At 39.9% G+C, this 26531-nt stretch carries 24 protein-coding genes; 15 read left to right on the top strand and 9 right to left on the bottom strand.

Annotated elements, in window-relative coordinates; genetic code table 11:
* The first annotated feature begins 34 nt into the window (after window positions 1-34).
* Complete coding sequence (locus MKL62_RS07490) at window positions 35-967, top strand: IS5 family transposase (RefSeq protein ID WP_001040033.1); 933 nt, start codon at window positions 35-37, stop codon at window positions 965-967.
* 11 nt (window positions 968-978) lie between these two features.
* Here MKL62_RS07490 and MKL62_RS07485 read toward each other — a convergent pair whose 3' ends face one another.
* The 4 genes from MKL62_RS07485 to MKL62_RS07470 all read right to left on the bottom strand — a co-directional run bounded on the left by MKL62_RS07485 (window position 979) and on the right by MKL62_RS07470 (window position 5545).
* Entirely contained in the window at window positions 979-1923 is a 945-nt protein-coding gene (locus tag MKL62_RS07485) for an AAA family ATPase (RefSeq protein ID WP_230258712.1), read from the bottom strand.
* A gap of 58 nt (window positions 1924-1981) precedes the next feature.
* Window positions 1982-4051 (bottom strand): glycine--tRNA ligase subunit beta, encoded by a 2070-nt coding sequence (glyS, locus tag MKL62_RS07480; RefSeq protein WP_000033903.1) that lies wholly within the window; start codon window positions 4049-4051, stop codon window positions 1982-1984.
* The gene (gene glyQ, locus MKL62_RS07475; RefSeq protein ID WP_000085212.1) at window positions 4051-5028 is read right to left on the bottom strand and encodes a glycine--tRNA ligase subunit alpha; all 978 of its coding nucleotides are present in this window, start codon (window positions 5026-5028) and stop codon (window positions 4051-4053) included. Before glyQ ends, glyS begins: the two co-directional genes overlap by 1 nt.
* Window positions 5029-5122: 94 nt before the next feature.
* Window positions 5123-5545, bottom strand: coding sequence for a hypothetical protein (locus tag MKL62_RS07470; RefSeq protein ID WP_002010652.1), 423 nt, complete (start codon window positions 5543-5545; stop codon window positions 5123-5125).
* A 29-nt stretch (window positions 5546-5574) separates the two neighbouring features.
* On the opposite strand from MKL62_RS07470, the gene MKL62_RS07465 reads away from it, so the two are divergent.
* From MKL62_RS07465 to MKL62_RS07450, 4 genes are all read left to right on the top strand, one after another.
* Window positions 5575-5991, top strand: coding sequence for a lysozyme inhibitor LprI family protein (locus tag MKL62_RS07465; protein WP_000910993.1), 417 nt, complete (start codon window positions 5575-5577; stop codon window positions 5989-5991).
* A gap of 109 nt (window positions 5992-6100) precedes the next feature.
* Window positions 6101-7363: a putative DNA modification/repair radical SAM protein gene (locus MKL62_RS07460; protein WP_001283774.1), complete on the top strand. Its 1263-nt coding sequence runs from the start codon at window positions 6101-6103 to the stop codon at window positions 7361-7363.
* Window positions 7364-7365: 2 nt separating this feature from the next.
* Window positions 7366-8163, top strand: a complete 798-nt coding sequence (locus MKL62_RS07455) for a TIGR03915 family putative DNA repair protein (RefSeq protein ID WP_000481392.1) — start codon at window positions 7366-7368, stop codon at window positions 8161-8163.
* A gap of 132 nt (window positions 8164-8295) precedes the next feature.
* Entirely contained in the window at window positions 8296-9396 is a 1101-nt protein-coding gene (locus MKL62_RS07450; protein ID WP_000111462.1) for an HPP family protein, read from the top strand.
* Window positions 9397-9465: 69 nt separating this feature from the next.
* Here MKL62_RS07450 and MKL62_RS07445 read toward each other — a convergent pair whose 3' ends face one another.
* On the bottom strand, window positions 9466-9720 hold the full coding sequence (locus MKL62_RS07445; protein WP_000013717.1) for a PspC domain-containing protein: 255 nt from the start codon (window positions 9718-9720) through the stop codon (window positions 9466-9468).
* Window positions 9721-9973: 253 nt separating this feature from the next.
* Between MKL62_RS07445 and MKL62_RS07440 the strand changes: the two genes are divergently transcribed.
* Entirely contained in the window at window positions 9974-10621 is a 648-nt protein-coding gene (locus MKL62_RS07440) for a DcrB/PsbP domain-containing protein (protein WP_000054175.1), read from the top strand.
* 71 nt (window positions 10622-10692) lie between these two features.
* Here the strand turns inward: MKL62_RS07440 and MKL62_RS07435 are convergent, their stop codons facing one another.
* A complete protein-coding gene (locus MKL62_RS07435; protein ID WP_001112079.1) occupies window positions 10693-12516 on the bottom strand; it encodes an acyl-CoA dehydrogenase C-terminal domain-containing protein in 1824 nt (607 codons plus the stop codon).
* Between the two features lie 257 nt (window positions 12517-12773).
* Between MKL62_RS07435 and MKL62_RS07430 the strand changes: the two genes are divergently transcribed.
* On the top strand, window positions 12774-15077 hold the full coding sequence (locus tag MKL62_RS07430; protein WP_000550364.1) for a hypothetical protein: 2304 nt from the start codon (window positions 12774-12776) through the stop codon (window positions 15075-15077).
* A 45-nt stretch (window positions 15078-15122) separates the two neighbouring features.
* On the opposite strand, the gene aroE is transcribed toward MKL62_RS07430, so the two are convergent.
* The 3 genes from aroE to ribA form a co-directional block, all read right to left on the bottom strand.
* Window positions 15123-15911, bottom strand: a complete 789-nt coding sequence (gene aroE / locus MKL62_RS07425; protein WP_000166021.1) for a shikimate dehydrogenase — start codon at window positions 15909-15911, stop codon at window positions 15123-15125.
* A 173-nt stretch (window positions 15912-16084) separates the two neighbouring features.
* Window positions 16085-17035 carry an oxygen-dependent coproporphyrinogen oxidase gene (gene hemF / locus MKL62_RS07420; protein ID WP_001164617.1) on the bottom strand — a complete coding sequence of 317 codons (951 nt, stop codon included), beginning with the start codon at window positions 17033-17035 and terminating at the stop codon, window positions 16085-16087.
* Between the two features lie 127 nt (window positions 17036-17162).
* A complete protein-coding gene (gene ribA / locus MKL62_RS07415; protein ID WP_001121174.1) occupies window positions 17163-17765 on the bottom strand; it encodes a GTP cyclohydrolase II in 603 nt (200 codons plus the stop codon).
* Window positions 17766-18068: 303 nt separating this feature from the next.
* On the opposite strand from ribA, the gene dxs reads away from it, so the two are divergent.
* From dxs to MKL62_RS07375, 8 genes are all read left to right on the top strand, one after another.
* On the top strand, window positions 18069-19973 hold the full coding sequence (dxs, locus tag MKL62_RS07410) for a 1-deoxy-D-xylulose-5-phosphate synthase (protein ID WP_000967375.1): 1905 nt from the start codon (window positions 18069-18071) through the stop codon (window positions 19971-19973).
* Between the two features lie 122 nt (window positions 19974-20095).
* On the top strand, window positions 20096-20926 hold the full coding sequence (locus tag MKL62_RS07405; RefSeq protein WP_000433617.1) for an inositol monophosphatase family protein: 831 nt from the start codon (window positions 20096-20098) through the stop codon (window positions 20924-20926).
* A gap of 409 nt (window positions 20927-21335) precedes the next feature.
* Entirely contained in the window at window positions 21336-23183 is a 1848-nt protein-coding gene (locus MKL62_RS07400; protein ID WP_000047395.1) for a DEAD/DEAH box helicase, read from the top strand.
* A gap of 106 nt (window positions 23184-23289) precedes the next feature.
* Complete coding sequence (locus tag MKL62_RS07395; RefSeq protein ID WP_001232173.1) at window positions 23290-23460, top strand: hypothetical protein; 171 nt, start codon at window positions 23290-23292, stop codon at window positions 23458-23460.
* Window positions 23461-23586: 126 nt separating this feature from the next.
* On the top strand, window positions 23587-24405 hold the full coding sequence (locus MKL62_RS07390; protein WP_002019647.1) for an ABC transporter ATP-binding protein: 819 nt from the start codon (window positions 23587-23589) through the stop codon (window positions 24403-24405).
* The gene (gene mlaE / locus MKL62_RS07385; protein WP_001091949.1) at window positions 24402-25178 is read left to right on the top strand and encodes a lipid asymmetry maintenance ABC transporter permease subunit MlaE; all 777 of its coding nucleotides are present in this window, start codon (window positions 24402-24404) and stop codon (window positions 25176-25178) included. Before MKL62_RS07390 ends, mlaE begins: the two co-directional genes overlap by 4 nt.
* On the top strand, window positions 25178-25858 hold the full coding sequence (gene mlaD, locus MKL62_RS07380; protein WP_000842362.1) for an outer membrane lipid asymmetry maintenance protein MlaD: 681 nt from the start codon (window positions 25178-25180) through the stop codon (window positions 25856-25858). The genes mlaE and mlaD overlap by 1 nt, the downstream gene beginning before the upstream one ends.
* Window positions 25859-25884: 26 nt before the next feature.
* Window positions 25885-26526, top strand: a complete 642-nt coding sequence (locus MKL62_RS07375) for an MlaC/ttg2D family ABC transporter substrate-binding protein (protein WP_001093907.1) — start codon at window positions 25885-25887, stop codon at window positions 26524-26526.
* Window positions 26527-26531: the final 5 nt, after the last annotated feature.

Genomic DNA, 26531 nt, shown 5'->3' with positions numbered 1-26531 from the left:
TCTCTAAAGGCTTATTCCACAATATAATTTTGAGATGAATAAGCCTACACCTAAAATCTACCGTACAACCAATTGGCCCACATACAACCGAGCTCTCATTAATCGTGGGAATATTGCCATTTGGTTTGATCCCAAAACACAATGGTATGCTCAACCAAAAAGCCAACATGGTCGAAATCAAACTTATTCCGATACAGCCATCCAATGCTGCTTAATGATTAAATCCATATTTCGTCTTTCTCTACGCATGGTCACTGGCTTTGTACAAAGCCTGATTAAACTTTGCGGATTAGATTGGACAGCGCCAGACTATACGACGCTTTGCAGAAGACAAAAACATATTGATATTGCGATTAGCTACCAAAAAAGTAGCAATGGTCTACATCTACTCGTAGATTCAACTGGTTTAAAGTTTTTGGGCGAAGGTGAATGGAAACGGAAGAAACATCAGCCTGAATATCGTCGACAATGGCGTAAGCTTCACATTGGTATAGATGCTGAAACGCTGCAAATACGTGCAGTTCAGCTCACAACGAACAATATCAGTGATTCACAGGTGCTCGGTGATTTACTTGGTCAAATACCACTTGATGAGCGAGTAGATTCTGTCTATACCGATGGAGCCTATGACACTAAATGCTGCAGACGAGTGATCTCAGATCGTCAAGCATATGCGGTGATTCCGCCAAGAAAAAATGCGAAACCGTGGAAAGATACAAAAGTTCATTCGCAAGAGAGAAATGAATTACTAAAAACAGTTAAGCGTCTAGGAAGAGCCCTTTGGAAAAAGTGGTCTGGTTATCATCGGCGAAGTTTGGTCGAAACCAAGATGCATTGCATCAAATTATTAGGCGATAAACTCTACTCAAGGAATTTTGACAGCCAAGTGAATGAGATCCATGCACGTGTAGCCGTATTAAATAAATTTACAGAATTAGGCAGACCTCATACCCAAGTTGTAACCTAAATTTTAGCAACTTAGGAAAACTTTACCTTCAAAGGCTTTATGCAACAAAGCCATGCTAAATTACAAATATGTCTAATAAAGTTAAGTTGTTTAGAGTGATGAATACCATTTTCAACCTCATCAATTAATAGGTATCCCCCTTCATCTACACTAAATAAAGTTAAGATCATATAAAGCGTTGATGTAATAGCATCACCAAAAAGACTAATAGGTAAATATGATACTCGGTCACGGGATAATAAAACTTTATTTTCTACTACTCTAATATCGATAATCGAGTCATCAATAATTTGAATAGTTTCCATTATTTCATTTAAATGTCCCTTATCAACTGAAATATCCAAAAGTTTCGAAAGTTGATTGGGTGTAATTACTTGTTTAGCTGGGCGATATGCTACTTCATTAAATAGATATGTTGGTGTTTCCAACATTGTTAATCTACCTGAATCAGTAAAACTAAAACTTCCCATAAATGAGTTGTTAAGCTCATCATCTGTAATATATAAATCTAATGAATGAATAATATTTTGTTTTTGGGTGAAAAGTTCGAAATCTTTTATAGCCCTTTCTAAACTCTCTTCTTTTGAATTTTTTAATTTTTCATAAAAAGCAACATTATTGAATTGATCATTTTCAGATTTTTTTATTGCTAAACAATATTCATAATTATATCTATCACTTAATGTCTTCAACTTAATCGGTTCTAATTTGTTTGCATTAAAAAATAGATAATCCCAAGTCTTATCAAATGTATTCTTTTTTGTTACGAGTTCATTTCTGTATTTGTTTAATAAAGTTATGGTTTCAAGTTGAGGTGATAATAAAAGTAAAATAGCCTCAAGAAGGGCTGATTTTCCAGAGTTGTTTAAACCGCCAATTAGATTTACGTGCGAGAATTCTTTAAATGTACTTTGGTGAAAACATCTAAAATTTTCAATTGAAATATACTTTATCATAATCTTCTATCAAAAATGGATGCTATACAGCTACTTTAGCATAGCATCCTTGATGAATTTAACCCTGTAATACACTCACATCAGCCACAGCAGTAAACAAATTACGTAACTGAGCCAATAAACGTAAACGGTTTGCTTTCAGGTCAGCATCATCTGCCATTACCATTACACCATCAAAGAATGCATCAATCGGCGCGCGAAGTGCTGCAAGCTTAGAAAGAGCAGCTGTGTAATCTTTTGCTGCAAGTAATGGTTCAACTACAGGTGTAACTGCTTGAAGCTCAGCAAATAATGCTTTTTCAGCATCTTCAACCAAGTTTGCTTCAACTACAGAACCTTCTGGTGCTGCTTCTTTTGCAAGAATATTAGCAACACGTTTATTTGCAGCAGCAAGTGCAGCAGCTTCAGGTAATGTACGGAAGTGGTTAACAGCATTTACGCGCTTGTCAAAATCAAGTGGAGATTTTGGTGCAAGAGCTTGAACTGCTTGAAGGACGTCAACAGCAACGCCTTGGTCTTCATACTTAGCACGGTAACGACCTTCCAAGAATGCAACTGCGTCAGCACGAGTTTTGTCATGGTCTTTAACGATATCGCCATAACCTTGAAGCGCAAGATTTACTAACTCTTCAATTGTTACGTCTAATTCATTTTCAATGATTAAACGTAAGATACCAATTGCTGAACGACGAAGAGCAAACGGATCTTTAGAACCTGTAGGCGCTTGTCCAATACCAAAAATACCAACCAGCGTATCTAAACGGTCAGCAAGGGCAATAGTTGTACCTGTTTTGGTTTTAGGTAAAATATCACCTGCAAATTTTGGTAAGTATTGTTCACCTAAAGCTTCTGAAACTTCAGTGTTTTCACCTTCAATACGTGCGTAGTAAGTACCCGCAATACCTTGAAGCTCTGGGAACTCACCTACAAGTTCAGAAGTTAAGTCACATTTAGCAAGTAATGCTGCTTTTTCAGCATCAGCTGGGTTTGCACCAGTGATTGAAGATAATGCAACTGCAAGTTTTGCAATACGTGTTGATTTGTCCCAAAGCGTACCAAGCTGAGCTTGGAATACCATGTTTGCTAATTTTTCTTTACGAGATGCAAGCGGTTGCTTTTGATCTTGTAAGAAGAAGAACTCAGCATCAGATAAACGAGGACGAACAACTTTTTCGTTACCTTCAATAATTTGAGTCGGATCTTTAGACTCAATATTTGAAACAGTAATGAAGTAAGGCTGCAATTTACCTTCCGCATTGATCAAACAGAAATATTTCTGGTTGTCTTGCATTGTCGTAATAAGAGCTTCTTGAGGAACAGCTAAGTAGCGTTCTTCAAAAGTTGCACGTAAAGCTACAGGCCATTCAACCAGGCTTGTTACTTCATCAAGTAAGTCAGTTGGAACAATCGCAGTTGCATTCACTTCATCAGCTAACTTTTTCACTTGTTCTTGAATGGTTGCCTGACGCTTTTCAAAGTTCGCTACAACATATGCTTTTTCTAACGCAGCTAAATAGTCATTTGCATGTGCTAAGGTCACAGCTTCAGGTGCATGGAAACGGTGACCATAAGTCACATTACCAGCTTTGTGATCTTGAATAGTCGCCTCAATAACTTGGTCATCTTTGAGTAAGACAACCCATTTCACTGGACGTACAAATTCGGTACGGCTTGCAGCAGAACGCATGCGCTTAGCAATTGGTAAATTGTCTAACGCAGTTTGTAAAATCTGTGGAAGTAAAGCATCAAGGCTTTGACCTTTCACATCTTTTAAATAGCAAACTTTTTCAACTTTACCTGCTTGGAATGTAGAAAGTTGCTCAACAGTAATGCCTTGACCACGCATAAAGCCTTCAAGTGCTTTAGTCGGTTTGCCTTCTGCATCGTAAGCTGCTTGAACTGCAGGGCCGTCAAAACGTTTTTGCGTATCCGCTTGCGCAGCATCTACATCTACAATTTTAAGTGCTAAACGACGTGGAGCGGCATAAGCTTCAACAGATGCGAAGTTTAAACCTGCTTCATTTAAGCCTTTTACAGTTTCTGCTTGTAGTGCATCACGTAATGTTTTTAAGCTTTTTGGTGGAAGCTCTTCACAGCCAAGTTCGAATAAAACAGTATGTTTGCTCATTAGTTTTTCTCCGCCTTTGCTGCTTCACTTTCAGCTTGTGCTTTTAGCTGTGCCAATACTTCATCACGTAAGTGTGGTTCTGCCATTGGGAAGCCAAGCTCTGCACGTGCTTGTACATAACTTTGTGCAATAGCGCGCGCCAAAGTACGTACACGTAAAATATAACGTTGACGCTCAGTTACAGAAATTGCGCCACGTGCATCAAGCAAGTTAAAGGTATGAGACGCTTTAACGACTTGCTCATAAGCTGGAAGTGGAAGTTTAGCTTCCATTAAACGGTTAGCTTCTGACTCGTAGAAATCAAATAGTTCAAATAGTTTATCAACTGGAGCGTATTCAAAGTTATAAGTCGATTGCTCAACTTCATTTTGATGGAATACGTCGCCGTAAGTCACAGTACCAAATTGGCCTTTGGTCCAAACAAGGTCATAAACCGAGTCAACGCCCTGTAGGTACATCGCAAGACGTTCTAAACCGTAAGTGATTTCGCCTGTTACTGGGTAACATTCAACACCACCAACTTGTTGGAAGTAAGTGAACTGAGTTACTTCCATACCGTTAAGCCAAACTTCCCACCCTAAGCCCCAAGCACCAAGAGTTGGAGATTCCCAGTTGTCTTCTACGAAACGGATGTCGTGAGTAAGCGTGTCAATCCCGATTGCTTTTAAAGAATCGAGATAAAGCTGTTGGATGTTGTCTGGGTTTGGCTTAAGTACTACTTGGAACTGATAGTAGTGTTGCAAACGGTTCGGGTTTTCACCGTAGCGGCCATCTTTTGGACGACGTGAAGGTTGAACGTATGCCGCGTTCCAAGTCTCTGGCCCTAAAGCACGTAAGAATGTTGCGGTGTGGAATGTTCCAGCGCCCATTTCCATGTCGTAAGGTTGTAATACGACGCAGCCTTGTTCGGCCCAATAGTTTTGTAGGGCAAGAATTAAGCCCTGAAATGTATCAATGTGCGAGATGGCGCGACTCATGTAGCATCCACGAATTTATGAGAAAAATTGCCCCTAAGTATAAGGATTTTGTGGGGGAGTGGCAAAGGCTTAATCAAGGGAATACATGATTCGGTCATTTGTTTTTCTGGCTTAGCCACTTTAAGCCTAACCAATAGCAAAAGCCTGTAAATAAGATCATCAGATAGAAACTGTAGATCTTATAAATATGCCACCAAGGGGAAGGGAATGATCCGACAAAAATCAAACGTGTAATAGGGCCAATCAAAATCCAGATCGCAGTTGCGCTGATGAAAATACTCATCAGATTTAAACGATTTTTACGGGCGAGAAAATAGGAAATGATATATGCAAAAGGAATAACCAGAAGGCCATAAAAAAGTAAATAAAATAAGAAGTGGGCTAGAAAAATAACTCCAATCGAATAAAGGTTGAACTCAGCATTTAATATTATTACCCCTAAGGCAGATAAACTCAGCAATGGGATGGGTGCAAGCGCAAGTGCGTGAATAATCATTTTTTTGTTATATTGAAGCATATTAAAAATTATAGAACTGAGAAGAAGTTATGTTGAAATTTTGCTGCAAACTTATTGTTTTATCCAGTCTTTTCTGTAGTCCATGGCTTTACGCGCAAACAGAAACTGATGAGCAAGATGAATACAACCAATGTGTAGACCAGACCATTAAAGAAATGAAGCTTGAAAGTATTAACAACATGGTTGTGCATAGCTGTTCTGAACAAGCTAAAAAGACTTATGAAGAAAAAATTGTTGCTCTAATTGATCAAATTCGTACACAAAGCGAAGAATACAAACAACCAGAGCGTTACCAAGATATTCTAAAATCTCAACGACTTTGGAAAGCTTATGTAGATCAGGAATGTAATAATGCAGGTTCATACATTGGTTCACCGATGTATTCATATTGCCCAATGCAAGAGTATGAAAAGCGTGTAAAGCAGCTTGAAGAATACGTTAATTAAGACGAATTATTTTAAACGTCATCTCATGACGCCGAGCGTATTTCACTGGATTAAATTTAAGAATGCGAAATGATATTTTTTAAACGATGTCATAAATGAGTCGTTTGATATGTCTGATCGCATTCGGGAAAAACTACAAATTCTTGCTGATGCTGCTAAATATGATGTGTCTTGTTCATCAAGTGGCAGTGATCGTAAAAACAAAAATAAAGGTCTGGGGGATGCCAGTCATTCGGGTATTTGCCATAGCTATACCGAAGATGGCCGCTGTGTATCTCTCTTAAAAATTCTATTTAGCAATGTTTGTATTTTTGACTGCGCCTATTGCGTTTCACGCCGTTCTAATGACGTCCAGCGTGCGGCATTTACGGTGCAAGAGGTTGTAGACTTAACCATTAATTTTTATCGCCGTAATTATATTGAAGGTTTATTTTTAAGCTCAGGCATTTTTAAATCGGCCGATCACACGATGGAGCGCATGCTTCAAGTCGTGAAAAAGTTGCGTCTTGAAGAAAACTTTAATGGCTATATTCATCTAAAAACTATTCCGGGAGCATCGCCTGAACTGATTCATGAAGCAGGTTTATATGCTGACCGGATGAGTATTAATTTAGAGATGCCGACCGAAATTGGGTTAAAAACTTTTGCGCCAGAAAAATCACATCAGGAAGTGCAAAAAGATTTAGGTTTGGTCCGTGATAGACTTATTCAGCTTAAAGATGAGCGACAAATCATTAAGCATGTACCGAAATATGTGCCGGCAGGGCAGACCACACAAATGGTAGTGGGGGCCCATCAAGAGTCAGACCAAGATGTCTTGTTTATGGCAGACAAGCATTACAAAGAATTTAAACTCAAGCGCGTCTATTTTTCGGGTTATATCCCAATTAATACCGAAAATAATTACTTGCCCGCAGTTGGTTCTGCGCCGCCGTTGCTTCGTGAAAACCGTCTCTATCAAAGTGACTGGCTGATGCGTTTTTACGGTTTTGAAGTCAATGAAATTGTTAATGAAAAACACCCAAATTTGGATCTTGATGTAGACCCAAAATTAAGCTGGGCCTTAAGGCATCCAGAACAGTTTCCGGTAGATTTAAACCGTGCAGATTATCAAATGATTTTGCGTGTACCGGGCATTGGGGTGAAATCGGCCAAGAAAATTGTGCAAGCACGCCGTTTTGGAAAAATCCATATCGATTTACTTAAAAAACTCGGTGTGGCCTATCAACGTGCAAAATTCTTTATTCGCTGTGAAGATAGTCCAAAATTCCAAAAAGAATTGTCTTCAAGTTTTATTCGGCAGCAGATTTTAACGCAAGGCTCATCAAAATATGTACAGCAGCTCTCGCCACAATTAAGTCTTGGGTTTTAGCCATGTTTAATGAGGAGGTTGCTTACTATTTTGATGGTTCAATGGTTGGGCTGCTGAGCTGTGTGTTTCGTGCATTTCAATTTAAAGAATTACAAGTCAGACTCTGTTTAAGTGATGCGGCTCAACATGGCTTATTTGCTGATAAAATTGAGGTTTCAAATAACGAGCAACATGCCGAGCGTGTTTGGTCTGCCCTGAAAAAAAAGCTTTCATCTTCTTCATTAAAACAATTCTATTTTGCCTCTTTATCTGAATCTTTAGATGCCTATCAGCATTTATTTAATTATTGTATTTATGTGTTTAGTAGTCATTCTTCTGTAGAAAAAGATTATTCAAATCCAAGTGTCTTAGCGATTGCACAGTGGACGAAAAAGGTCGGACGAGAGAAGCATCGAATGGAGGCTTTTATTCGGTTTAAGAAAACCAAAGATGAGCTTTTTTTAAGTCTGGTTCGTCCTGATTTTAATGTTTTACCACTCATTCAGCCGCATTTTAAACGGCGTTATCAAGATCAGCGTTGGCTGATTTATGATGAGCAACGTAAATTCGGACTGTATTATGATTTACGGGAAATACATGAAGTTTCACTCGAAGCCTCAGACGTTGACCGTAATTTAAAAAATGGAATGAGTCAAAGCTTTCAGCTTGAGCTTAATGAGCAGGAAGTTTTATATGACCAGCTTTGGAAGGATTATTTTAAAAGCGTTAATATTACGGAACGCCAAAATATTAAGCTTCATGTGCAATATTTGCCTAAACGTTACTGGCGCTATTTAAATGAAAAATTAATTGAATATTAAAACATTAAAATAGTAACAGCACGTTCAACAGGTTTTCTGATAATTGAAAGATATAATTTAAATGCACTTTATGTGGCTTTGGGCGTATACTTTTGCCCGTTATAAATAACGGCATATCCCCTAAGGTGTACTGTGAGTGTTATACAGCCAGAATGGTTACAGATTTTAAAACCGAATTTTAAGGTTTTACCCCTAAAAGAACGGTTGCTTTGTGGCGTTGGAGCGCTATGTGGTTTAGCAATTTCCTCGTTAATTAGCTGGTATGTTTTAGGCGGAATTAATGCTTGGTACATTGCACCAATGGGGGCCTCATCTGTTCTTTTATTTGCTGTACCTACCAGTCCATTGGCTCAGCCTTGGAATGTTATTGTCGGTAATACATTAGCCGGAATTATTGGGGTCGCCTGTGCACAGTGGATTCCGGATTTAACCACGGCTTTTAGCGTGGCTGTGGGTTTTGCCATATTTTTGATGATGACTACCGACTCCTTGCATCCGCCTAGTGGAGCAGTTGCGATTACGGCTGTGTTGGGCGGCGCTGCCATTCATAAATTAGGCTTTTATTTCGTTTTTTATCCGGTTCTGCTCAACTCATTACTTCTACTCGGTTTTGCTGTATTTTTTAATCGATTGATTGGGCGACATTATCCGGTTACTGCACATTTAAATGAGCGAAGCAAAGATCCAACTCCCACTCAAAAAGTATCAATTCAGCCAAAAGATATTGAGTATGCATTAGAACATCATACTGAATTGTTAGATATCAGCCAGTACGACTTAGAAAAAATCATTTTAGAAGCGCAAGAACATGCCAATGAACGCATGGTGAACCAATATACCTGTCAGGATATTATGAGCCGAGATGTGATTAAATTGCATGAAAATGATGATATTCATCAGGCATTAGATAAATTTAAACAAGAAAATCTCATGAGTTTGCCTGTAGTTAATGCAGACAACCATTTAGTGGGTACTTTGGCGTTATATGAAGTTGTGGAATGGTTTAAAGGGGCAACAGACCCAAGAAACTCATGGCAGCATTACGTAAGACAAATTATGAGTCGTCGAGTAGTTACTGTACTGCCAACTCAGCCGATTCAAGACCTTGTACCTTACTTTGTTGAGAAGTCTTTTAACTATATTCCGGTGGTTGAGGAACGAAAACTGATTGGTATCATTAGCCGTGCAGATATGATTGCGGCTTTACAACAGCAGTTAAATCGTAAATTGTAATTTTAAACATAAAAAAAGCTACGGTTGATTAGGGGATGCAACCGTAGCGACCAAAATAAACTAAGTTATTTAATGTATTTGTTCTTCTCGTACAGTGCGAACAGGTTGTTGATAACCTTGCACTTGTTCTGGCTGTTTTTTAGGAATAACCAACCATAAAACTAAGTACACTAAAATCCCTGGAAAAGCCGCGCTCATTATCGAAACTAACACGAAAATAATGCGTAATAAATTTGCATTCCAACCAAATCGTTCAGCAATACCGCCCATTACACCGGCGATCATGCTTTGTCGGTTCGAGCGATATAAACCAGAATTGGCCATCTAAGTCTCCTCAAATATATAAGTTACAAGGAATCATTTATTCACTTGGTTAATAAGAATATGGAGCCAATCCGAATGAATTAAAGGTTCACAAAACTAAAAATGGTTAAAATATGTAAATGGTTTAAATCAATGAAAGCAACATCTACTAAAATGCACTGTTTCGGGGCTGAAAGTGTTTGTAGCAGCGATGATATCGTTCCTGAACAATAAGGTTGAACTGTAGCATTGCTGTTGTATGTGAATGATGTATATGTCTTTGAAGTGGTCTGGTCTTTTAATAAAACATTTGGGTGTGGCAGCCATCTTGTGTATGGGGTTAAGTGCCTGCGATGTAAATCATGCCGACTCTAAAGATCACTCCGCGGTAGCAACGACTTCTAGACATGAAGATAGTTTGATTAAAAGCACTACGAAGGTTAAAACTTTAGATGATGCAGCGGGACGAACTTTCTTGCCTGAGGGCGTTCCAGATCAAACCTCAAAACTATCCGAAGCAGACCAACAATATGCAGGCCGTTATCATACTCGTATTTCATGTGAAGATAATTTTGCCGATTGTGAAACAGGCGAGGCAGAATATATTTTAAATTTATTACCTGATGGAACTGCGTATTGGAATGTTGTTCATTTTGGTCGTGTTGGTAGTAAAGATGGCTCAAAAAGTGCGGTCATCAATCAATTATGTCCTTCCTTGAAATGGAAGGTCGAACCTGCCGCTCATGAGTTAACGATTCAATGTCCTTTATCAGATGTTAACTTCTATTTTGATATTGATGCAAAACAAAGATTAGTCGTAAATTTAGAAAAATTATTTTATAGCGATTTTGGTAAAAACCGTGAGTTTTTGGAACAAAATTATTTTGTTCCTACAAAAGCTTATGTACTTGATAAAGAGTAAAGCCAATTTTAGCAAAATAAAAAAGAGCGCAATATCAATTGCGCTCTTTTGATTTTAGAGTCTATACATCATTAGTAGTCGAAACTGAAGTGTTCCGCTGGTAATGAAGTCAGCGTACGAGAAGTCGTTACCATTGATTCTGCATGACCTTGAGCACGTGGTAATAAACGGTCAAAGTAGAAATCTGCAACTTTAATTTTTGCTTTATAGAACTCAGGAGTTTCTTGGCCATTACCTGCTTCTAATTTTTCAGAAGCGACAACTGCTTGTTGTGCCCAGAAATAAGCCATCATCACATAGCCTGAGAACATCAAGAAATCTACAGAAGCAGAAGATACGATGTCACGATCTTTACGTGCAGCAAGCATGATACGAACAGTTAAAGTGTTCCACTGAGCACAAAGCTTTGTTAAGTCCCAAGCAAAACGACGTAAGTATTTATTACGAGCATGTGCAGCACAGAACTTTAAGATCTCAGCAGTGTATTCACGAACTACTTTACCTTTTGAGCTTAACAACACTTTACGACCAATCAAATCAAGTGCTTGAACACCAGTTGTTCCTTCATACAAAGTAGAAATACGGGCATCACGTACGATTTGCTCCATACCCCATTCTTTAATGTAACCATGGCCGCCGTACACTTGCATACCGTGGTTAGCAGCTTCTAGGCCAAGCTCGGTCAAGAAACCTTTTAAGATTGGTGTATAGAAACCAAGTTTATCATCATAATCTTCAAATGCAGCTTGGTCACCGCGTGTCAAAGCATCTGTCATTTTGTCAGCAAGCTGTGCTGCGTAGTAGATCATTGAACGACCACCTTCAGCGATTGCTTTTTGAGTTAACAACATGCGGCGTACGTCAGCATGGTGAATGATTGCATCAGCAACTTTATCTGGATCTTTTTTACCTGAAAGGGCACGCATAGATATACGTTCTTTGGCATATGGTAGAGCGCCTTGGAAAGATAACTCTGCATGGGCAATACCTTGAACCGCAGTACCAATACGCGCTGTGTTCATAAAGGTAAACATGGCATGTAAGCCTTTGTTTACTTCACCAATGAGGTAACCTGTTGCATTATCAAAGTTCAATACAGCAGTTGCAGAAGCGCGGATACCCATTTTGTGTTCGATTGAACCACAGCTTACAGTATTACGTTCACCTACGCCGCCATCCGCAGTTGGGATAAATTTAGGGACGATAAATAATGAAATACCACGAGTACCTGCTGGTGCATCTGGAAGACGTGCAAGCACAATATGAATAATGTTTTCTGTTAAATCATGCTCACCGGCAGAAATAAAGATTTTTGTACCAGAAATCTTATAAGTGCCGTCAGCTTGTGGTTCAGCTTTGGTTTTTACCTGACCTAAGTCTGTACCACATTGAGGTTCGGTTAAGCACATTGTGCCGCTCCATGTACCTTCAACAAGTTTCGGCATATACGTTTGTTTTTGCTCATCTGTACCGAATTGCAAAATAGTATTCATACAGCCTGAGCTTAAACCTGGATACATGGTAAATGACCAGTTCGCAGTACCCATCATCTCTGATTTAATCAGGTTTAAAGACATTGGTAGGCCTTGACCACCAAATTCTTCCGGATAAGAAAGACCTTGCCAGCCACCCATTACAAACTGGTCATAAGCTTCTTTAAAACCTTTTGGCGTTTTAACTTCGCCGTTGTCAAAATGGCAACCTTCTTCATCGCCAGATTGGTTAAGTGGAGACAGTACATTTTCACAATAATCTGCTGCACCTTCAAGAATCATATCTACTGTATCAGGATCTGCACTTTCACCATTTGATAAAGTTTTGTAGTGAGCAGGATAGTCTAGTACTTCATTCATTAAGAAGCGGATATCGTGTAGCGGAGCTTTATATGCTGGCATGGCTTTAATCCTAATTTTGAATCATTGTGGGATTATCTGAATCGATGATTTGATTATTCACTCGCATGATAAAAATACAATGTTAATCGCACCCGAAAGGAATGTCAGAAAAGCGAATTTTGTCGAAAATAAATACACCTGAAATTATAATTTCTGCTAAAGTCGGGACTTATACTTTTATGTGAAAAAACAACTAATTTTTTTATTTTTAGCAAGTTTTGTTAAAAAGATAAAGCGATAAGGTTTTAAAAAAGGTTATGCATTTAAAATATCTCAGTTTATGTTTATTTAGTTTGGGCTTGACGGCATGTGCACAACACGGCGTGCGTTCACAGGTGGCATCTGCGAGTTTAGAGCAAAAAGCCATTCAAAGTGTTAATGCGATGTATGAATACCCAAGTTATGATTATCGCGGAAACTTTAAAATTACCGTTGATCCTTCACAAATAAAGCAAAATGTAAAAGCTGAGAATACTGCTAAGCTAGATGCTGAATTACAAAAGAAAGTTGATCAATATTTACGTGAACAAAAAGTTGCCTTAAGTAAAGCACAGAAACAAACCTTATATGCGGCGATTGCAAACGAACAAGGTGATTTGGGACTGACTTCCTCAACACGTTCTGAAAAAATTAATACCGTATTATTTAATTTGTTAAATGATCTTCAGTTTAGTTATGACGGCTCGATACATTATCGTCAAAAAATGGGTTCATTTAATTTAACTGCTAGATATGAAAAACCGACACTTTTAGTTCAGGCAAAATTGCCAATGGTGCTTGATCTTGAGAATTATAAGTTTTACATAAATTATTTTGGTTTGATGCCATATTTGGTCAATAAAGATAACCAAAATAATTTAGCTTATGTTGATTTCTCAAAATATAAAGCCTTCTTTAAAAATGTCGATAAGAAGAAATTTATTGAATACCTTAAAGCTTCAAGTGCTGTTTCATATCGATTAGCTGAACCGCAAAACTTACAACGTGTATCGTTGACTGAGGCTGATCGTAAAGCAGGGGCGGTTGAAAGAATTCGTTTAAAGACGACGGTTGAGCAACTGCTTTTAGAAGTAGATTTGTTTGGGCAAGTTAATAAAAAATATCTTCAAAAAAGTGTTTTAGGTCTTGATGAGGAAAAACTTGCTGAAACGCTTGCCGCAGAGATTGCTGCTTCTGATGCGAAAAAAGGCACTGCAGATAAAGAAGAACAAAAGGTTTCTTCTGATGACGCCGCTGCTGTTAGCCAACAGTTGTACTCCCTTGTTAATGCTCATTTAGGCAATACCTCTACTTCTGAAGATGAGGAAGTAGAGTCTGCTTCTAGTGAAGAGGCGAGTGATGTAGCTGTAGCAGAGACTGAACAAACCTCAGAAAATGAAGAAGTAGTTGCACTGACGGAAGATCAATGTATTGAATTAAAATCGCTTAAAAAACCGGTCGCTTTAGGGGATATTAATTATTGCCAAATCTACGGTATTGATGTCCTAGATCAGAGCGATACAAGTATTCAAAAAGCGCAAATTAAGTCTCGTCAGGACGCTTTAAAGCAAATTTTTGAAGCGTATAACCAAAACCAGTTTATTAATGATGAAGCATTCAAAGCTCTTTGGTTAAAACATAAGGATGAAATTGAACAAGCTTTACCGAAGCAAAGAAACCCAATCACAATTGATGTGGCTTTAGATGACAAAGGCCGTGCAGTCAATATGGATTACGATGTTGATTATACGCCAGCTGAGTTTAAGCACCGCTTCAATATTAAAGCAGATATGCAAATTCTGAATTATGGGAAAGCGACTTCAATTGATCAGCAGCAGCTTAAACAAGCTAAATCTGTAGCTGAAGCAAGTAAAGGTTCTATGCTGGAAAACTTTATTAAAGGTTTTAGTGAAAAGCTTGGGCAAAGTGATGTTTCAGAGCACCCTGTGGGCACACATAGTGATGTACAAGATTTAGATGCAAATCTGGCTGTACTTGCAGATAAAACCTATGATGCAACGCATGCTTATGACAAAACTTATAAAGCAGTATTTATTGCCAAATTGACTGCCGAAAAACCGTCATATATTAAGTATTACTCAGTTCAACAGCTACAAGAAATTGCTGAGGTTTATGCTTATTGGTTCTCTGATGAAGATACATATAATCCTCAAGGAAAAGCCTTAGAGCGTATTACCGCTTTACAGAAAAAACATCATCTTGAACAAGATGATCAGTTTGACCACGAGTTAGGACGTGCTGTAGATCATATTGTATTAACGACTATACAAGGTAAAACAGGGCGTGAAGCTTGGCAGAAGCTACAGAAGCAATATAAACAGCCAGCCCAACTTTTCTCAAAACAGTATCAGTTAGAGTTTGAAAAACAAAATGGTGTTTCTGCTGAAGAAAAGCATCTGTTATCAGAAACGGCTGATATTTTAGGGAATGTTTATGTGGCTGCTCGTAAAAAACAGCTTTCGGAAAAAACAATTCAGAACTTAAAACCTGAACATAATGAATTTATCGATTATGAAGTTTTCCGAGAAGTTTATAAGCAAATGGTTGCCGCTAAAAAATAATGAGTAAGATAAAAAAGAACCTACATATGTAGGTTCTTTTTTGGTTTATAGAAAATCTTTTAATTGTGGTCGTACGCCATTCCAGATAGAGAAGGCTTCAATAGCTTGGCCTACTAACATGCCGAAACCTTCTGCGTAAGGCACATTACGTTGTTTCGCTTGATCAAGGAAACTAGAAGGTTTGCCATAAGCCATTTCATAGGCATATTTGAATTCTAATTTTTCAGGTAGTTGTAAAGCATCGCCTGAAAGACTTGCCGAAGTTGCATTAATCACAATATCAAAATCTCCTTCTAAATCATTTAGGGAAATTGCTTGTAATTGGGCTTGTGGAACTGCTGTTTTTAAGTCATCTACAAGTTGTTCTGCACGAGCTAAAGTTCGGTTTGCAATGATGATTTTTTTGGCACCAGCCTGTACAAGGGGATAAATAACACCACGAGTTGCGCCGCCAGCTCCTAAAATTAAAATAGTTGTATTTTCAAGCTTCCATTCTAAAGCTTGAATTGCGGCAACTAAGCCTTGGCCGTCTGTATTGTCACCATGCAATTTGCCATTTTCCATCCATAAGGTATTTACAGCTTTAGCAATTTGAGCACGCTCGGTTAACACATCACATAAAGCAAAAGCTTGCTCTTTAAAAGGAACAGTAACGTTCATACCACTGCCGCCTTCTGCAAAGAAACTTCGCATGCTCGATTCAAAACCGTCAAGAGGAGCAAGCCGTTTTTGATAGTTTAGCTCAACACCTGTTTTTTCAGCGAAAGCATGATGCAATTCAGGAGAGCGTGATTGTTCGATCGGATTGCCAATTACTGCAAACTGTTTGGTCATTCTTGTATCCAAAATTTTAAAATGGCATGAAGCAGATAGAGCCTGCACTGAATATTCAGCAGGCCTCACTATAAGTCAAAATAGCACAAGAAAAAATATTTGAATGAAGGCAAATGGAAATCAAAAAAGGAGATTCTTTAGGGTGGAAGCCAAAGAATCCCCAAAACAAAAAATTAGGCGACTTTTTCTTCTAAACCTAACCAATCACGAGGTTTTAAATAGTAGTCAGTTAAACGCTTCTCTGAAGAGTCTTCATCCCATTCAGGGCGATAAGACCATGCAGCTAGATTAGGTAAGCTAACTAAAATCGACTCAATACGGCCACCTGTTTGTAATCCAAACAACGTACCGCGGTCATACACCAAGTTATATTCGACATATCTGCCACGGCGATAAAGCTGAAATTCGCGTTGAGCTTCGGTATAAGGCTGTTCGCGGTGTTTTTCGAAAATTGGCAAGATCGCATTTAAATAGCCATTACCTACTGCTTGAATATATTTAAAGCAGGTTTCGAAATCCCAGCAATTTAAATCATCAAAGAATAAACCGCCCACACCACGTTGTTCATCGCGATGCTTTAAATAGAAATAGTCATCGCACCATTTTTTATGTTCAGCATAAACATTGTCACCAAAAGGCTTACAGAGGTCATAAGCGGCTTGGTGCCAATTTAAAACATCTTGATCATCTGGATAAAATGGCGTTAAGTCAAAACCTCCACCAAACCACCAAATCGGATCTTGACCTTCACGTTCTGCAACGAATAAGCGGACATTCGCATGCGAGGTTGGAATATTCGGGTTTTTAGGGTGAATGACTAAAGACACACCTAGCGCTTGAGCTTTTGCCCCTGCAATTTGAGGGTGACGTTCTGTTGCAGAAGCAGGAAGTTTGCTAATGTTGATATGTGAAAACATCACGCCGCCTTTTTCAATCACTGTACCATTTTGCAGTACACGTGAACGGCCGCCACCGCCTTCAGGGCGCTCCCAATCATCAATGATAAATTCTGCTGTCCCACCACCAGCTTTTTCTTGTTGTTCTAAACCGGCACAAATACGGGCTTGTAAATCGAGGAGAAATTCGCGGACACGTTGAATATCTGTTGAAGTCGGATGTTGCATAATGACCCTCAAAGATGATCGAAATAGATTAGATACATCAAAACATAAATCCATAAAAAAAGTAAGGGATTTTTTCTAATTCCTGAAAAAATCCCTTAAATATAATTTTTAAATTTTGGGCTCGAAATCAAAAATCATCTTTTTGGTAAAGGTGATCCATTCTTTCACGTTTGGTTTTTAAATATTGTTCATTAAAAGGGTTACGGCCGACAGTTAAAGGTACACGGTCTACGACATTAATACCTTGATCTTTGAGTGCCTGAATTTTCAAAGGATTATTGGTAATTAATTTAACTTCTTTCACTTTTAAGTGGTCGAGCATAATACTGCACATATCGTAACGACGTGCATCGGCGGGTAAATTCAGTAGTAAATTGGCATCTACTGTATCGTGCCCCTGATCTTGCAGGGCATAAGCACGAATTTTATTGGTTAAACCAATACCGCGTCCTTCTTGGCGTAAGTATAAAATTACACCTTGTCCTGCTTCATTGATGAGTTTCTGAGTGGCTTGTAGTTGTGGGCCACAGTCACATTTCAATGATGCAAACGCATCACCCGTTAAGCATTCAGAATGTACGCGGACCAAAACAGGACCCGTTGGCGGATTTTCTAACCCTTTGGAAAGTGCCACATGTTCTTCACCTGTTACGGGATCTTGAAACACAGAAATATTGAATTCACCAAAAGCGGTCGGGAGTTTTGATGTTGCAATGAACTCTATAGGCACAGATTAACTCATCTTTTAACCGAAAACGGTTTAAAGTATAGCGTAATGCTGGGAGATTGGTCGAATTGTCATAATCATTTTGCACACTAAGGTTTTCTTTTTTGTATAAAGAAGACGATAATAGTTGATAAATAGTCAGATTATTCAGGATAATCTGCCAACCATACCCATACTGTATGAGAGACTGCTTTGCATGATCTCGTTCGCAAATGTGGCTGATTGAAGGTGACTTCATTCGATTGTATGATCGACCCATTTTGACCCAGCTTAGGATTTGCCAGGCTTATAAAGGCTTTGCCACATATGTTGTATACCGAAATTCCAACTCAACGCCCTGTTACGCCATTGTTAGATGCGATTGATCATCCTCAACAATTACGTCAGCTCGAGCATAGCCAATTACTACAAGTGGCTGATGAGTTGCGTCAATATATTTTATATGCAGCAGGCCAGAGTGGTGGCCATTTCGGTGCTAACCTCGGCGTGGTTGAGCTGACGGTAGCGCTGCATTATTGCTTTAATACACCAAATGACCGTTTAGTTTGGGATGTGGGACACCAAGCATACCCACATAAAATCCTGACTGGACGCCGTGAACAAATTACGACCATTCGCGCTAAAAATGGATTGGCTGCTTTCCCTGCCAGAGAAGAGTCTGTTTTTGATACCTTTGGGGTAGGGCATTCTTCAACTGCTATTTCAGCTGGTTTGGGTATGTCTTTGGCACGTCGCTATCAGAAAGACCCATGTGAAGTCGTTTGTATTGTGGGTGATGGTGCAATGACTGCGGGCATGGCATTTGAAGCAATGAATGATGCTGTTGCTCATGATGCAGATTTAATTGTTGTACTCAATGACAACGATATGTCGATTTCTTGCAGTACAGGTGGCTTTGCCAAACATTTAGCTGCAATTTGGGAAAAAGGTCATTTAGTTAATGTCAATGAACATGGTGAAGCTTATATCCAGCCACACCCAAAATGGACATATAACTCTCGATTACACCAATCGGCAACCGATGCGGCAGATAATTTATTTAAAGCAATTGGTTTTGATTATTTCGGGCCTTTTGATGGACACGATGTCACTCAGTTGGTTCAGGTGTTCAACGCGCTCAAAAAACGCAAAGGTCCACGTTTAGTTCACGTTTATACCAAGAAAGGTAAAGGCTTTGCTCCTGCTGAAGCAGACCCGATTACTTACCATGCGATTGGCAAAATTAATGCTGCTTCGGGCGGGAAAACACCACCAAAATACTCTGATGTGTTTGGTGAGTGGTTATGTGATGAAGCTGCACAAGATGAGCGTTTGCTTGCGATCACGCCTGCAATGTGTGAAGGCTCGGGCATGGTTAAATTTGCGAAGCAATTTCCTCAGCGTTTCTTCGATGTCGCGATTGCAGAGCAGCATGCTGTAACACTTGCAGCAGGAATGGCATGCGAAGGGTTAAAACCTGTTGTCGCCATTTATTCAACATTCCTGCAGCGTGGTTACGATCAGCTTATTCATGATGTCGCATTGCAAAATCTTGACGTGACTTTTGGTATTGACCGTGCAGGCTTGGTTGGTGAAGATGGTCCAACGCATGCAGGTGCATATGACTATGCCTATATGCGTACTGTGCCTAATATGGTGATCATGGCACCGAAAGATGAAAATGAATGCCGTCAAATGCTTCATACGGCCTATGCCTATAATGGCCCGGCTGCGGTACGCTATCCACGTGGTGCAGGTGTGGGCGTCGAAATCCAAAAAGAGATGACTGTTCTTGAATTGGGTAAAGCTGAAATTGTTGCAGAAATTAAAGCAAACAGTGATGAGCAGATTACGGTTTTAGCATTTGGTAGTCGTGTCATGGTTGCTCTGGAAGCAGCTGAGCAATTTGCGCAAAAACATGACGTCAGTGTGTGTGTTGTAAATATGCGCTTCGTAAAACCGCTTGATGAACAAATGATTCGAGACTTGGCTGAGCATACTCATTTATTCGTGACAGTTGAAGAACACGCGATTATGGGTGGTGCGGGTAGTGCAGTGAATGAGTTTATGGCTCAAGAACAAATTGTTAAACCTATCATTAATTTAGGTCTACCTGACTCGTTCTTGCATCAGGCGACACATAATCAAATGCTACAAGATTGTGGTTTAGATGCTAAGGGTATTTTGAACTCGATTGAGCGAGCATGGCTTAAGGTAAATCAGGTGGTTTAATACCTCAATAAAATTTTTCGAAACATTTTTTCCCAAAAAGCGTATTCATTTGCTAAAATGGATACGCTTTTATGCATTATTCTTTGTCAAAATCTTCAAATTTGTATTGTAGTGGGTGTTCAATGGAACCTATGGTGGTGATGGCTGCGCGTGCGGCTCAAACAGTTGGTCAAGAGCTTTTAAAAGCGCATCAAAATCGTCATAAGCTCGATTTGCAAGTTGAAGAGAAAGGCATTGATGGTCCTGTAACACGTGTAGATCGTTATTTAGAACAATTGACGATTGATACATTACGTAAAAGTTATAAAAACCATAGCTTCTTAGGTGAAGAGTTCGGTTTGCAAGAGGGCAAAGGCCACGATGCAGACTGGTGCTGGGTGATCGACCCTCTTGATGGCACGCAAAACTTTATTAATGGTTTCCCTCATTTCTGTATTTCTATTGCTGTTCAGCACAAAGGTGTTACTCAGCACGGCGTAATTTACGATCCAGTACGTGACGAATTGTTCTCTGCAAGTCGTGGCCGTGGTGCAGTGATGAACCAGCGTCGTATTCGCGTAAATGTAAAAGACAGCCTAGAAAATACATTCTTGGCAGTAGGTCACCCTTACCGTGCTAAACGTGCTGGTGAAATTGTGTCTTATGCAGAACAGCACTTTGCTTCATTATTAGCTGTGACTCAAGCGGGTGCTCAAATCCGTCGTGGTGGTTCAGCTGCTCTCGACTTAGCGTATGTTGCTGCTGGTCGTTTCGATGGTTTCTTTGAACTTGGTTTAAAGCCATGGGATATCGCTGCTGGTGAGCTTATTATCAAGGAAGCTGGTGGTGTTGTGGTTGACGCACGTGGTGGTAATGATTCACTTGAAAATGGCCAAGTGATTGCATGCTCACTGAAAATGTTAAAGCCATTAATGCAAACTGTAGTTCCTGCTTGGGACAAAGCTGCAAAATAATTTAAAAAATTATTTCTGAGTAAGACCCTCTTTTTATAGAGGGGTTTACTTTTTAATGGTCGGTAAAATACAAATAACAGTAGAAATACCGAGAAAGTTGATTAAAACACATGACTTTTAAATTCTTTCTGCTATAATCCGCCCACGCACTTAAATTTCCGTTCATTACCTGAACATTCTGTTCTATTCATTGTAAGCGCACGCTGTCCATAGAGAGGACCATTTCTTGCGCCCCAATCGCTCAGCGATTCTTCAGGTTGCGGCCGTAATCAAGCGTGCGTTTAGTCCACATCGTCGTTACTCGGATTGCTGCTGAATAATAAGATTCAGCTAATATTTGCTTTGCCGCTTTTGCCGATGTCTATTTGTATTTATTAAAAATGGAGCACCCTTTGGGGTGGAACTCTCTATGAGCAAAACTTTTGCCGAATTTTCTTTGCACGAAACCTTACAACAAGCTCTTGAAGGTTTAGGTTTTACTAACCCAACTCCTGTGCAAGAACAATCTATTCCTGCTGCTTTAGAAGGTAAAGACCTTCTTGTTTCTAGCCAGACTGGTTCTGGTAAAACTGCTGCATTCTTATTACCGACATTACATAATTTGGCAGGTCAAGATACTTTCGTTCCGTTCAAAGAACGTATGAAAGCAGTGACTCAGCCTAGCATTTTAGTTTTATGCCCAACACGTGAATTGGCTCAACAAGTTAGCCAAGACGCAATTGCTTTTGTACGTCACATGAAAGGTGTTCGTATTGCTGCAATTATGGGTGGTATGCCTTTTGGTAAACAAATTCAACAGCTTAAAGGTGCTCAAGTTGTAGTTGCGACTCCAGGTCGTTTATTAGACTTAGTTAACCGTCGTCAATTAAAGCTAGACAAAGTTGATGCTTTAATCGTGGACGAAGCTGACCGTATGTTAGACCTTGGTTTCTCTGAAGACTTAGAAGCGATCAGTGACTTGGCTGCGAATCGTGGTCAAACGTTAATGTTCTCTGCAACTTTTGCTGACCGTATTATTCGTCTTGCTGAGCGCATGATGAATGAACCTGAGCGTATTGCAATTGAAACTGGTCACAGCACCAATACTGACATCACCCAAACTTTACACTGGACAGATGGTTTCGAACACAAGAAGAAACTTCTGACTCACTGGTTGGCTGATGAAACGCTTGACCAAGCTGTTGTATTCGCGAGCACACAAGAAGATACAGATATGTTGGCTGAAGAACTTGCAGAAGCAGGTCATTCAGTTGTTGCACTTCACGGTGCAATGCCGCAAACAGTTCGTAACCGTCGTTTGCGTAGTATCCGTGAAGGCCGTGCGAAAATCTTAGTTGCTACTGACGTTGCTGCACGTGGTCTTGACGTTCCAACAATTTCACACGTTATTAACTTCGGCTTACCAATGAAGCATGAAGATTATGTACACCGTATTGGTCGTACAGGTCGTGCTGGTCGTACAGGTCAAGCGATTACTTTAGCGACTTATCGTGAACGCGGTAAAATCCGTGCGCTTGAAGATTACTTAGAAGCTCGTTTAAATGTTTCTGAAATTGAAGGTTTAGAGCCATCTCCACCTCCAGCTCGTCCACGTCGTGAAGGCGGTCGTGGTGGTAACGGTGGCCGTGATGGTCGTCGTGGTGGCGGTTTCGGCGGTGGTCGTCGTTTCGAGGGTGAAGGTAACTTCAAACGTCGTGAAGGTGGTCGTGATGATCGTCCACGTCGTAGCTTCGATGATAAGCCTCGTGGTGAGCGTCCTGCTTTCGGTGGCGAAGATCGTCCACGTCGCGAGTTCAACTCAGATCGTCCACGTCGTGAAGGTGGTTTTGAAGACCGTCCAAAACGTAGCTTCGGTGGTGAAGATCGTCCGCGTCGCGAGTTCAACTCAGACCGTCCACGTCGTGAAGGTGGTTTTGAAGACCGTCCAAAACGTAGCTTCGGTGGTGAAGATCGTCCGCGTCGCGAGTTCAACTCAGATCGTCCACGCCGTGAAGGTGGTTTTAACGATAAGCCTCGTTTTGATTCAAATGATGACAATCGTGGTAACCGCGTAGACTATAAACCACGTCGTGAAAACGGTTTCGGTGACCGTCCACAACGTAGCTTCGGTGGTGAAGATCGTCCACGTCGTGAAGGTGGTTTTGGTGATCGTCCAAAACGTAGCTTCGGTGGTGAAGACCGTCCACGTCGCGCAGTTCGCGAAGAACACTTTAATCAAGAATCTCGTGGTGAGCGCCGTCGTAAATTCGACCGTTAATCTTTAAGAGATTTAAAAAAAGGCCAGTTTACATACTGGCCTTTTTTATTTTTTAGTTTTGTTATAAAATAACAAAGTGTGAAACAGTTCAATTTTTATTGTAATAATGCGTAAAAGTAAGCGAAAAGAGTCGCCTTTGGCATGGTTGAGTAAATTCTTATTTCAACGTGGTTTGCCATATCTTTTTATTGCACTTGCTTTGTGCAATGGAATCTACTTTGCCTATGCTTTATTAACTGGCCATTTCGTAGACCAGTTTCAAGTTCTCGATCAATAAATTTCTTTTCAAAATCTAGCTCATATTCCTATATTAGCTTGTTTTGCTTTTGTCAAAATTACAACAAGATTCCCAAAATTCAGTGTTATAGTATGCGGGCATAAAAGTGCAGGAATGATTGCCATTATGAATAATAAAACTCCTCTCTCGACTCAATCACTGATTGAAGTGAAAAACTTGAGTTTTAACCGAGGGGAACGCGTCATTTATGACAATATTAGTTTAAATATACGTCGAGGCCAGATCACGGCCATTATGGGACCATCTGGTACAGGTAAAACGACTTTATTACGCTTGATTGGTGGACAGCTTGTTCCCGATCAGGGCGAAGTTTTGCTTGATGGCAAAGATATTGCTCAAATGTCACGTCAGGAATTATTTGCAGCACGTGCGCGTATGGGAATGCTGTTCCAGAGTGGAGCTTTATTTACCGATATGTCGGTTTATGAAAATGTCGCTTTTCCAATTCGTGCGCATACTAAGCTTTCTGAAAATCTCATTGCAGAACTGGTCGCTTTAAAACTTGAATCGGTGGGCTTGCGTGGAACAGAACAGCTTATGCCTACTGAGTTGTCAGGTGGTATGAACCGACGGGTCGCTTTAGCTCGTGCAATTGCGCTTGATCCCGATTTAATTATGTATGACGAACCTTTTGCGGGGCAAGACCCGATTGTGAAGGGTGTTTTAACACGTCTCATTCGTTCATTGCGAGAAGCTTTAGATCTAACTACGATTATTGTTTCGCATGATGTTCCTGAGACCCTATCTATTGCTGACTACATTTATGTTGTAGCGGAAGGGAAGATTCAAGGGGAAGGAACGCCAGAAGAATTACAAGCTTATGCTTCTCCATTTGTAAAACAGTTCTTAACCGGCTCGGCAGAAGGTCCGGTTGAATACCAGTTTAGCCACCAAGCTTATTTAGATAACGAGGTTCGTCCATGAATACGATTGCCTGGTTAGGTAGACTCGTTATTGAGCGGATTCGAGGGATTGGTGTTGCGGCACTGATGCTCTTACAGATTATTTTTTCATTACCTTCAGCGGGCGGTTTTGGACGTTTCGTCTATCAAATGCATCGTGTAGGGGTAATGTCTTTACTTATTATCACGGTATCAGGTTTATTTATTGGTCTGGTACTCGGGTTGCAAGGCTACTCAATATTAGTCAATGTTGGTAGTGAATCAATGCTAGGCACAATGGTGTCTTTAACTTTACTGCGTGAGCTTGCACCGGTTGTTGCAGCTTTGCTCTTCGCTGGACGAGCAGGTTCTGCATTGACTGCTGAAATTGGTTCGATGAAACAAAGTGAACAGCTTGCCAGTATGGAAATGATTGGTGTTGATCCTTTAAAGCAAATCGTATCACCACGTCTTTGGGCTGGTATAGTCAGTTTGCCAATGTTAACCGTTATTTTTGCTGCGATTGGTATTGTTGGCGGTAAATTGGTTGGAGTTGACTTTCTTGGCGTTGATGAAGGCTCCTTTTGGAGTGGTATGCAAAATAATGTTCAATTTGGCCACGATGTCGTAAATGGCATTATTAAGAGCATTGTATTTGCTTTGCTGTGTACATGGATTGCTGTTTTCCAAGGGTATGCATGTGATCCGACACCTGAAGGCATTGCAACGGCAATGACCCGCACGGTTGTATATTCTTCATTATGTGTTTTAGGTTTTGATTTCGTGTTGACTGCGGTCATGTTCGGAGGGATTTAATGAAATCACGTACTAGTGAGCTGGCCGTAGGTATCTTTGTCATTATCTTCGGTATTGCTTTATTCTTTTTAGCAATGAAAGTGAGTGGTTTAGTGGGCACGAACTTGAGCGATGGCTACACCATGAAAGCTCAGTTTGATAACGTTAATGGTTTAAAGCCTCGTGCTAAAGTGACGATGAGCGGTGTAACAATTGGCCGCGTTGATTCAATCACGCTTGATCCGGTTACACGTTTGGCTACGGTTACTTTTGATCTTGATGGAAAACTGACAAGTTTTAATGCTGAACAGTTAAAAGAAGTTCAAAAAAATGCTTTAGACGAATTACGTTACAGTTCTGATTATACGCAAGCAACTCCAGCGCAACAAAAAACAATGGAACAGCAACTGATCAGTAACATGAACTCCATCACAAGTATTGATGAAGATGCTTATATAATGGTTGCAACCAATGGTTTATTGGGTGAGAAATATTTAAAAATCGTACCGGGTGGTGGTCTAAACTACCTTAAACGTGGCGATACTATTTCTAATACCCAAGGAACGATGGATCTAGAAGATCTTATTAGTAAATTTATTACTGGTGGTGGCGCAGGTAAGGTTGCCGCTGGTTCATCCTCAGCAGAAGAAAAAGCTCCTGCAAGTACTGACAGCAGTGCACAGCCGTCATTTGTTGAGTAAGAGATTATTTGAAGGAGTGGTTCCAGGTGAATACGTTGTTTAAACAAACCCTTACAGCAAGTATTTTGTCTACTATGATTGCTGGTACAGCTTTTGCTGCACCTTCAGAAGCACCACCTGACTTTATTAAGCGTGTTGCTGATGGCTTGATTTCTCGTTTAAAAGCCGATCATGCTAAATTGCAAAATAACCCGGCATTAGTAAAAACAATTGTACGCCAAAACTTAGACCCGTATGTTGATTCACAAGCGTTTACTCGTATTGTGATGGGTACTTATGCAACAAACCAATATAGTACTGCTGCACAGCGTGCTCAGTTTGAAACGAACTTCCGTAATACATTAATTGAGAATTACGGTAGTGCATTTGCTAAGTATACAAACCAAACTTACACGATGCGTCCATACAAGGCGACAGCTGGTAAAAACCCTGTTGTGACTTTAGATTTTAATCACAATGGTGAAAAAATTCCTGTGTCGTTCCAGTTGGCAGACAAAGGTTCGCAATGGAAAATCCGTAACATCAATGTTTCTGGTATTGATTTAGGATTGCAGTTCCGTAACCAGTTTGCTGCAACTGTGAAACGTAATGGCGGTGATTTGAATAAAGCAATTGCTACGTTCCAACCTGATGCAGATGCTGCTGTTAATCAGAATAAACAAAAATAAGTAGG

This window comes from Acinetobacter sp. AOR01_HL (assembly GCF_027855455.1).
Lineage (GTDB): Bacteria > Pseudomonadota > Gammaproteobacteria > Pseudomonadales > Moraxellaceae > Acinetobacter > Acinetobacter baumannii.
Note: the sequence above shows the minus strand (reverse complement) of the source record. Positions and strands in the feature narration are given on the sequence as shown.

Excerpts from the sequence above, each read along its gene's own strand:
- MKL62_RS07490 (WP_001040033.1), top strand. The coding sequence starts at position 35 with ATGAATAAGCCTACACCTAAAATCTACCGTACAACCAATTGGCCCACA.
- MKL62_RS07485 (WP_230258712.1), bottom strand. The coding sequence starts at position 1,923 with ATGATAAAGTATATTTCAATTGAAAATTTTAGATGTTTTCACCAAAGT.
- glyS (WP_000033903.1), bottom strand. The coding sequence starts at position 4,051 with ATGAGCAAACATACTGTTTTATTCGAACTTGGCTGTGAAGAGCTTCCA.
- glyQ (WP_000085212.1), bottom strand. The coding sequence starts at position 5,028 with ATGAGTCGCGCCATCTCGCACATTGATACATTTCAGGGCTTAATTCTT.
- MKL62_RS07470 (WP_002010652.1), bottom strand. The coding sequence starts at position 5,545 with ATGCTTCAATATAACAAAAAAATGATTATTCACGCACTTGCGCTTGCA.
- MKL62_RS07465 (WP_000910993.1), top strand. The coding sequence starts at position 5,575 with ATGTTGAAATTTTGCTGCAAACTTATTGTTTTATCCAGTCTTTTCTGT.
- MKL62_RS07460 (WP_001283774.1), top strand. The coding sequence starts at position 6,101 with ATGTCTGATCGCATTCGGGAAAAACTACAAATTCTTGCTGATGCTGCT.
- MKL62_RS07455 (WP_000481392.1), top strand. The coding sequence starts at position 7,366 with ATGTTTAATGAGGAGGTTGCTTACTATTTTGATGGTTCAATGGTTGGG.
- MKL62_RS07445 (WP_000013717.1), bottom strand. The coding sequence starts at position 9,720 with ATGGCCAATTCTGGTTTATATCGCTCGAACCGACAAAGCATGATCGCC.
- MKL62_RS07440 (WP_000054175.1), top strand. The coding sequence starts at position 9,974 with ATGTCTTTGAAGTGGTCTGGTCTTTTAATAAAACATTTGGGTGTGGCA.
- MKL62_RS07435 (WP_001112079.1), bottom strand. The coding sequence starts at position 12,516 with ATGCCAGCATATAAAGCTCCGCTACACGATATCCGCTTCTTAATGAAT.
- MKL62_RS07430 (WP_000550364.1), top strand. The coding sequence starts at position 12,774 with ATGCATTTAAAATATCTCAGTTTATGTTTATTTAGTTTGGGCTTGACG.
- aroE (WP_000166021.1), bottom strand. The coding sequence starts at position 15,911 with ATGACCAAACAGTTTGCAGTAATTGGCAATCCGATCGAACAATCACGC.
- hemF (WP_001164617.1), bottom strand. The coding sequence starts at position 17,035 with ATGCAACATCCGACTTCAACAGATATTCAACGTGTCCGCGAATTTCTC.
- dxs (WP_000967375.1), top strand. The coding sequence starts at position 18,069 with ATGTTGTATACCGAAATTCCAACTCAACGCCCTGTTACGCCATTGTTA.
- MKL62_RS07405 (WP_000433617.1), top strand. The coding sequence starts at position 20,096 with ATGGAACCTATGGTGGTGATGGCTGCGCGTGCGGCTCAAACAGTTGGT.
- MKL62_RS07400 (WP_000047395.1), top strand. The coding sequence starts at position 21,336 with ATGAGCAAAACTTTTGCCGAATTTTCTTTGCACGAAACCTTACAACAA.
- MKL62_RS07395 (WP_001232173.1), top strand. The coding sequence starts at position 23,290 with ATGCGTAAAAGTAAGCGAAAAGAGTCGCCTTTGGCATGGTTGAGTAAA.
- MKL62_RS07390 (WP_002019647.1), top strand. The coding sequence starts at position 23,587 with ATGAATAATAAAACTCCTCTCTCGACTCAATCACTGATTGAAGTGAAA.
- mlaE (WP_001091949.1), top strand. The coding sequence starts at position 24,402 with ATGAATACGATTGCCTGGTTAGGTAGACTCGTTATTGAGCGGATTCGA.
- mlaD (WP_000842362.1), top strand. The coding sequence starts at position 25,178 with ATGAAATCACGTACTAGTGAGCTGGCCGTAGGTATCTTTGTCATTATC.